The sequence below is a fragment of the Actinomycetes bacterium genome, assembly GCA_036000965.1.
GTDB lineage: Bacteria > Actinomycetota > CALGFH01 > CALGFH01 > CALGFH01 > DASYUT01.
The window spans coordinates 1-8,719 of sequence record DASYUT010000333.1; the positions used below are offsets into that span (position 1 = coordinate 1).

At 70.9% G+C, this 8,719-nt stretch carries 5 protein-coding genes; all 5 read left to right on the forward strand.

Going from position 1 to position 8,719, the window contains the following annotated elements:
- Positions 1 to 378 precede the first annotated feature (378 nt).
- A complete protein-coding gene (locus VG276_30120) occupies positions 379 to 1,638 on the forward strand; it encodes an aminoglycoside phosphotransferase family protein (GenBank protein ID HEV8653541.1) in 1,260 nt (419 codons plus the stop codon).
- Between the two features lie 454 nt (positions 1,639 to 2,092).
- Positions 2,093 to 2,779 (forward strand): TnsA-like heteromeric transposase endonuclease subunit, encoded by a 687-nt coding sequence (locus VG276_30125; protein HEV8653542.1) that lies wholly within the window; start codon positions 2,093 to 2,095, stop codon positions 2,777 to 2,779.
- Positions 2,776 to 4,905 (forward strand): Mu transposase C-terminal domain-containing protein, encoded by a 2,130-nt coding sequence (locus VG276_30130; protein HEV8653543.1) that lies wholly within the window; start codon positions 2,776 to 2,778, stop codon positions 4,903 to 4,905. The genes VG276_30125 and VG276_30130 overlap by 4 nt, the downstream gene beginning before the upstream one ends.
- A complete protein-coding gene (locus VG276_30135; protein ID HEV8653544.1) occupies positions 4,902 to 6,014 on the forward strand; it encodes an ATP-binding protein in 1,113 nt (370 codons plus the stop codon). Before VG276_30130 ends, VG276_30135 begins: the two co-directional genes overlap by 4 nt.
- A gap of 6 nt (positions 6,015 to 6,020) precedes the next feature.
- On the forward strand, positions 6,021 to 8,633 hold the full coding sequence (locus tag VG276_30140) for a TniQ family protein (protein HEV8653545.1): 2,613 nt from the start codon (positions 6,021 to 6,023) through the stop codon (positions 8,631 to 8,633).
- The last annotated feature ends 86 nt before the right edge of the window (positions 8,634 to 8,719 follow it).

Genomic DNA, 8,719 nt, shown 5'->3' on the forward strand with positions numbered 1-8,719 from the left:
CAGGCAATGAGGCCGCGGTTACGGCAACCTCGGTACCGCCGCTAAGCGGCGGTCCGGGTAGTCATGGCAGCGGAGCAGCACATGCCTTCACCATAGCCGACGGCGTCGGCGGCGATCTGTGCCATGATTCCTGAGACAGAGGCGGCCGCGCAGTCTCAGTCAAAACTGGCGCAGCCCACCTCACCGATCGACATGTGTGCCAGGTCTATTGAGGTGGGACACCTTGCTGCCCGTTGGGCCGTGCAGCATGGTGGGCCGGGAGCATCGATGTAGGGTCCAGGTTCTTCTGAACACTGCCTGAACAATCGTCGCCGAACTCGAACAACACGCCTCGCTGGCGGAGCGCTCGGCGAACACGGTCAAGGGCGACGTGCGGACGTGGCGAAGCAGGTGATCGAGGTACCGGCACTGACCCGGCAGCGGGCCATGCAGCTCGGTGAGCGCGGCGAGCGATGGCTGGCCGAACTGCCCGACCTGGTCGCCGAGTTGGCGCGGCGATGGGCGATCACCCTGGGCCCGATGCTGCCCGGAGGCAACGCGTCGTTGGTGACGTGGGCCCGCACCGCCGACAGCGGCCAGGCCGTGCTCAAGGTCGCGATCCCCGAGTCGGGCTTCGCCGACCAGGTGCGCACCATTGCCGCCGCCCGCGGGCGCGGCTACGTCGGGTTGCTGGCCCACGACCTGCGCCGACACGCAATGCTGCAGGAAGCCCTGGGCCCGGCGATGGCCGATCTGGGCCTGTCCCCAGAGCGGGCGATCGCCCTGCTGTGCCAGACACTCTCCCAGGCATGGACCGTGCCGCGGCCCGAGGGGGCGACGGTCGCGGCCGAGCAGGAGAAGGCAGCGCAACTGGGGCGGATGGTCGCCCGACTGTGGGACGCCCTCGGCCGGCCGTGCCCGGAGCGAGTCGTTGCCCAGGCGTTGCGTTTCGCCCGACAACGGGCGGCAGCGTTCAATCTCGATGGATGCGTCGTGGTGCACGGCGACCCACACCCGGGCAACGCGCTGCGGGTCCCCGCATCCCGGGCCGGCGCCGAGTCCGGATTCGTGTTCGTCGACCCCGACGGGTTCCTCGCCGACCCCACCTACGACCTCGGCGTCGTCCTGCGCGACTGGTGCCCGCAACTGCTGGCCGGCGACGCCCCGACCCTTGCCGAGCGCTACTGCCGCCTGCTTGCCAGCGAAACCGGGCTGGACGAGACCGCGATCTGGAATGGGGATTCCTCGAACGAGTGTCAACGGGCCTCTACGTCCGCAGCCTCGGCGCCACCGACCTCGCCCAACCCTTCCTCGACACCGCAGAACGCCTCGTCTGACCCCTCAGCAGCCCAGCCCTGGCCGCTACTGGTTGTTGGCGGAGGGTCGCTGGTGCTCGGGCAGGAGCTGCACCCCGAAACGTCGATGCAGCGCCTGCATGTCGTGGAAGTCGACCTCGCGGAGCTGGTAGCCGGCATGGCAGAGCACCTGGACCTCGGCGGTCAGGCAGCGGACCGGCTGCCCGTGGACCACGCCGGTGCCGGCGAAGCCAGCCGCGGGATAGACCCACACCTGGTCGCCTGCCATGAGGTAGTGGCCGTTGCCCTGGTCGTCGAAGGCGACCGGGTGGACATCCACCATGTGGTCTTGGTCGTCGGCTAGGACAAAGCACAACGGCGGCTGCCCTTCGATGAGGCGGAATCCCTGCTCGGCGAGCACTGCCCGCAATGGGGGGACGTCGTCGAGGCTGACGATGAGGTCGAGGTCGTTGTGCGGGCGGGTCTGCTGGCCGAGCAGCGCGTCCACGCCCCAGCCGCCATCGCTGAGCCACACGGTGACGCCTTGTTTCTCCAGCGCCCCGAGCACCCGCAGGACGTTGGCAGCGGTCATCATGCGGCAACGGTATCGCTTGCGACGCAGATGCCGAATCCGTTTTGGCCGGGGTGGTCGCGGAGGATCACGTTGGGCCGCTTGGTAGGTGGTGATCCTGGCGAACCGGACTGGCTCTGCCGGGGGAAGTTGGCGAAGATGCTCGGCCATGTCGAGGGTGAGGCTTCCGGTTGCGGAGCAGCAGGCGTGCCAGGTTCGGGTTGAGTATCGGTCCGAGCGTGGGGAGTTGCTGCAGACGACCCTGGATCACGTCTTGGTGGATGCGCTGCTGGCGGGGTTGCCGGTGCGGGAGTTTCGCTGGCACAAGGGCCAGCGGCACTACTCGGGCTGGTATTGGGCGGCGACGATGGGACGGCTGCTGGCTTATGAGAGCCGCCTGGAGCTGGCGCGGATCATGCTGGCGGACTTGGCCGCCGAGGTGGTCGGCATCGCCACCCAGCCGTTTCGGCTGGTCGGCCAAGACGGTGGCCGGACCCGGCGGCACGTGCCCGACATCCTGCTGGTGGACGCCGACGGTGGGGTAACGGTCGTGGACGTCAAAGCACCCGACCGCTTGGCTGACCCCGAGGTCCAGGGGGTGTTTGCGTGGACCCGGGCGGCGGTCGCCCTGCGCGGCTGGGCGTTCCAGGCGTGGGCGGGGGCGCCCAAGACGCTGCTGGACAACGTGCGGTTTCTTGCCGGCTACCGGCGCCGCACGGTGGTCGAGGCAGGCCTGCTGCCTGCGGTGCTGGAGGCGGCCGGCGAGCAGGCCACGCTGGGGGGCGTCGAGCGTGCTCTTGCCGGGCGGCACCCTGCGCTGCTGGTCCGCCCGGCCATGCTGCACCTGGTGTGGTCAGGGGCGCTTCGGGTCGACCTGCAGCGCCCGCTGAGCCTGGACAGCCGGGTCCAGCTCGCCGGGGAGGCGATCGGGTGAGCCAAGCGACCGCCGTGCTGTGTGTGGGCGCCAGGGTCGCCTGCGACGGGGAGTTGTTCGAGGTGGTCGGGCTGGACGGCCGCCAGGCCACCATCCGCACCCAGCAGGGCCAGTACAAGACGGTGACGATCGCCTGGCTGGCCAGCCAGGCCACAGTGCTGGCAATGGACGCACCGGCGGTGGTGCCGGTGGCGGCGCTGGGACCTGCTCTTGGGGCCTTGTCGGCCGCCGAGCAGGCCGTGATCGCCGAGCGGGCCGCCCACATCCGTGAGGTCCTGACCGGCTACCGCGCCGGCAGTCGGGAGCTTGCTCGGCCTGGTGAGCCCCGCCCGCAGTATGCGCCGACGCTGAGCCTGCAGGTGCGCTACCAGGCCAAGGCGGCCGAGCTCGGGGTCGGGCTGCGGACCCTGAAGCGGTGGGTGGCCGGCTACCGGCAGGCCGGCGAGGCGGGCCTGGTCGACGCCCGCAAGCTCGCCCGGCGTGGCGCGGCGGTCGACCCTCGCTGGGAGCAGGCCTGCCGGCTGGTGGTCGCCGAGCACGTGGGCGCCTCCACGCCCACAGCGGGTGCGCTGCTGGCGCGGGTCGACGCCCGGCTGGAGGAGGCCTATGGCCCAGGGGTGGTGCCGCGGCCGTCACAGGCAACGGCCTACCGGCATCTGGCGCGGCTGACCAAGGGCACCGGCGCGGTCAGCGGCCCGGCCAAGGCGCGCCGGTCGATCGCCGAGCGGCCCAAGGGGGTCTACGGGCGGCTGCGCGCGGCGCGGCCGGGCGAGAACGTCATCTTGGACACCCAGTCGCTGGACGTGTTCGCAATGGAGCCGGTCACCTGCCGGTGGCTGCAGGCGCAGCTGACGGTCGCCCAGGACCTGTTTACACGCTGCATCCTGGGGCTGCGGGTGACGCCGGTGTCGACCAAGGCCGTGGATGTCGCCGGGGTGCTCTACCAGACGGTCTCGCCGATGGCGGCGCCGGAGGAGTGGCCGGCGGAGGCGTGCTGGCCCTACCACGGCGTGCCGCAGCAGCTGGTGCTCACCGAGACGCTGGGCGAGCACGACGGCGCGGCGGCCGGGCGGCTGGTGGGGGTGCCGGTCTGCCCACCGGAGACCCTGGTGGTGGATCACGGCAAGGTGTTTGTGTCCGCGCACGTGATCGGCGTGTGCGCCCGTCTGGGGATCTCGGTGCAGCCCGCGATCCCGAAAAAGCCGACGGACAAGCCGACCGTGGAGCGGTTTTTCCGGACCCTGCGGGAGGGGCTGATCCAGCACCTGCCCGGCTACAAGGGCCCCGACATCTACAGCCGCGGCGCGCCGGAGTGGGTGGAGGACGCGGCGTTCTTCTACCTGCACGAGCTGGAGGACGTCATCCGCGAGTGGGTCGCGCTGGTCTACCACCGTGCCAAACACGAGGGGCTGGCGGTGCCGGAGTGGCCGGGCCTGGAGGTGTCGCCCAACGAGATGTTCGAGGTCGGGGTGGCCAAGGCCGGGCTGCTGCGCATCCCCTCCTCGCCGGAGCTGGTCTACGACTTCCTGGCCACCCAGTGGCGCACCATCCAGCACTACGGCGTCGAGGTCGACGGGCTGCGCTACAACGGCCCAGCGCTGGATGCCTACCGCAACGCCGAGAGCCCCTACGGCGGCGTTCACCAGGGCAAGTGGCCGATCCGCATCAACCCCGACGACGTTCGCTATGTGTGGTTCCAGGACCCGGCCGACAACCGCTGGCATCGCCTGGAGTGGGAGCATGCGCCCGGGTTGGGCGCCCCGTTCAGCGCCGAGGCGGCGCGCTATGCCCGTCGGCTGGCAGCCCGCCAGGAGCGCTGGCCCGATGCGGCGGCAGCGCTGGCCGGCCTGCTCGGCCGCTGGGATGCCGGCATGGTCAGCGACCGCCGCGAGCGGCGCATGGCGCTGCGGCTTGGCGCCGAATGCGCCACCCTGCCGCTGCCGGATGCACCGGCCACGAAGGTCGCGGCACTGCCCAGCCTTGCCCGCCCGGCCGACCCACCGCCGTCGGGCCCGCGGCTGCAACCGGTGGAGCCGCTGGTCGGTGACGATGACGACGACGAGGAGCTGTTCGACGACCCCGACGCAGGCGACTTCTACGCCGACGCCTTCGAGGTCATCGAGTGAGTGGCCTCTACAGTCTGTCCCGCAAGGAGGGCTGGCGCCGCTACGTCGACACCGCCGCCAGAACCCGGCCAGAGCGGCTGACCATAAGGCAGCTGGCCGCGCTCAGCGAGCAGGCGCGCGAAGAATACGACGAGACCCGCCACGACTGGCATGCCAACTTCGGCATCCTGCGCACCCCGCAGCTGGCCGCGGTCCATGACGAGCTGGACCAGATCGTGGCCAGCAACCGCCAAGACCCCGACCGTGTTCGCGGCGCGGCGGTGATCGACGCGCTGCCGGGATTGGGCAAGACCACCATCGCCAACACCTTCGCCCGCCAGCTGGACCGCGCCGAGATCACGCGCCGGGGGCCGCTGACCGAGCAGGGCCACGAGCGCATCCCGGTGTTTCGGGTGGGGCTGACCTCCAACACCACGCTGCGCACGCTCAACCGGATGATCTGCCAGTTCTACGGCCATCCGGGCATCGACCGGGCCAACGCGGCCCAGCTTGCCAGCCACGCGGTGGACTGCGTGCTCAGCTGCCAGACCCGGCTGGGGGTCATCGACGACGTCCACTTCATCAACCCGCGGCGAAAGGACGGCCTGGACGTCAGCAACCATCTGAAATGGCTGGCCAACGAGCTGCCGGTGACATTTCTCTACGTCGGGGTCGGGCTGGCGGAACGCAGCTTCTTCGCCGAGGGGTTGGCCGGCCACAACATCGTGCTGGCCCAGACCGCGCGGCGCTGGACCCGCCTGGAGGTGCCAGCCTTCGAGATCGTCTCCGACCAGGGGCGCCAGCACTGGCGTGGCCTGTTGAAGGCGACCGAACGTCAACTGGCGCTCGCCAGCCAGCGTCCCGGCATGCTGGTGGAGCTGGCCGACTACCTGTTCGAGCGCACGAGCGGCCACATCGGCTCGTTCGTCACCTTGATCATCCGCGGCTGCCTGCGGGCGATCCGCACCGGCCAGGAGCGGCTGACCGCTGAGCTACTGGACGGCGTGCGCATCGACGAGGCCTCCGAGCAGGCCCGCCAGCAGCTGGCCGCCGCGTTCGCCCACGGCCATCTCAAGGCGGCACCGACCACCCGGCGAGCACCCGCCAAGACCACGAGCGCGGCGTCATAGGCGACCGTGGGCCAGCGCACGATCGGTCCGGCGTCCCCGCGGACACTCCCGATCCGGATTGCCGTCGCCACCGGGGAGAGCCTGGACAGCTGGCTGGAGGCCTCCTGCCGGCGGCTGGGCGTGACCACTGGGGTGCTGCTGACTGCGCTCGGGCTGCGCACCCACCCCCACGAGCTGCACGGCCTGCCGGACTACACCGTCTTGCTGCACCCGGCCGAGGCACGTCGCCTCGCCCACGCCGCCGGCGTCGAGATGGCACGGCTGCACGCCATGACCCTGCGCCGCTACGACGGCCACGTGGTGCGATGCAACCACGACAATCGGACAGTGGCCCGCTCGGCGTGGTGGGCACGGACCAGAGGCTCCCGCTATTGCCCCAAGTGCCTGTCGGAGCGAGACGGACGGTGGCTGCTGCGCTGGCGGCTGTCGTGGATGTTTGCCTGCACCGACCACCACGCGCTGCTGCACGACACCTGCCCAGCCTGCGGCCAGGTCCCTCGGCGGATCTCCACCTCCCACAGCAGTCTGCGCCCAGCAGGAACCTGCCCTGGCACCATCGACCGGCCCTGCGGGACCGACCTGCGCACCATCGACCCGCTGCCACTTGCGGCAGACGATGCGCTGCTGACCACCCAACGCTGGATCAACACCCTGCTCAGCGCCGTCGAAGCCGGCACCACCGCCGAGCTTGCGGCCACGCCCGCGGTGGTGTTCGGCGACCTGCGCGTGGTTGGCTGCTGGCTGCTGCGTCATGCCGCCGAGGAAGACTTCCAGCACTTCGGTGCGCACGTCCAACGGGCCTGGCAGACCCACCACGCCCGAGCCGCCAGCCGCATCTGGTCGGGCGCCGCGCCGCCGGCTGCGGCCGCCCTCATGGGCGCGGCCGCCACCAGGGCCACGTCGCTGCTCACCGGCGACGATCAGGAGGTCATCGACCTGCTCGGCGCGTTGCTTCGGCGCGGCCGCAACCGCCGGCACGTCTGTCCGCCTGGCATGGCCCTGGAGCAGTGGCGGCAGCTGTCGGACTCGGTCAAGGGCCGGTTCCTGCGCGCGCTTGACCCGGACCTGGGCACCGTCGACCGCATCCGCTACCGCTCGATAACCTCCACGGCCCGCGCCCCGGCCACCGGCAGCGATCCGCCAGCGGTGGCGCGGGCCCGGCACATCCCCCAGCAGCTGTGGCCTAGCTGGACCATCCGGCTGCTGCCCGCCGGCCGCCTTCGCGCCGACCGATTTCGTGCCGTGATCGCCGCGTGCCTGCTGCTGCCCGGACACCCCATGCGCAACCTCAACCAGGTCACCGCCCACCTGCATCCCTACCTGCGCCGACGCGTCGCCACCACCCTCAGGGACCTGCAGGCCGACGGCCACCAGCAGATCTTGGCCGCGGTCTGCCAGCTCGCCGACTACCTCGACCGTCACGGCAGCCCGATCGACTATCACCGCCGCCGCGCCGCCATCGGCCCGGCCACCATCAGCGAACCCGACTGGCAGCAGCTGTGCTACCGGGCCGGCGCCCATCCCGGGCGGCCCCGCCGGCACCTGGACGCGCAGCGCTACCTGTTCCAGCTGCTGTCAGGGGCCGATCTCAACGATCCCAGCCACGCCCTGGCGTTCCGCAGCGCCGCCGACCGCACCGACTACCTGGCCTTCACCACGTGGCTGCCGATGCCGGTCCGCCAAGCGCTCGCCGACCATGCCGGAGGTCACCTGCAACGTCTGGGCATCGACGAGCCTGTGACCTGGGAGCCACCCGCCGACTGCTGCCAGGACCTCGAGCTGCCCGGACGCGACCCCGACGACATCGACCTGGACGCCGTCCACCACCTCGTGGCCGTCGACCTGCTCCCGCCCGGAGCCGCCGCCCGCAAGCTCGGCACCACCATCGACCACATCCGGCTGGCGGTGGAGCGCCTCCCCCAGACACCACGCCGCTGGGCGGCCAACACCCCACCGATGGCCTGGCAGCGCCGACAGCACGCCCAGCGGCTGCTCACCCGCGACTTCTTCGAACGCGAATACCTCGCCGGCCGAAAACGCCTGGCACAGATCGCCGCCGAGACCGGCCTGCCCAAAAAGCTCGTCGCCCACCACGCCCACCAAGCCGGCATCCCCCTGTTCACCGGCCATGAGGCCACCCCCATCGACCCAGACTGGCTGCGAGCGCAATACCTGGACCGCAAGCGCTCCTTCCCCGGTATCGCCGCCGAACTCGGCGTCTCCGAGATGACCGTCAACCGCGCCGCGCACCGCTACCGCATCCCCATCCGGCCAGCCGGTGTCACCAGCCACCCCGAGATGCTGCGCACCCTGGACCCCAATATCCCCCGCGATATCCGCCGCGCTGTCGAGGGCGGCCTGTGGGGCTGGCAGCGGCTGCGCCGCTTCCAGCAGGCCATGGGCTTCCCCACCATCGAGGAGGCCGCGGACCACCTCGGCGTCCACCAGGCCACGCTCGTCCGGCAGTTGCAGCGGTTGGAACGCGACATCGGCGCGCAGCTCTACCACCGCGCCGTCAGGGCTCAGCCCTTGCGGCCAACCAGACGCGGCGCCGCGCTCCTCAACGCCCTCGACCAACCCGCCGTGCGTGCCCTCGTCCAGGAAATGCCAGACCGGTGAGAAGCCCTCAAGGCCAGATCGATGAGAACCACCGACAAGACCCTGGTCAGCCGCGTTCACAATGCTAAGAAGCATGAGAACCTACA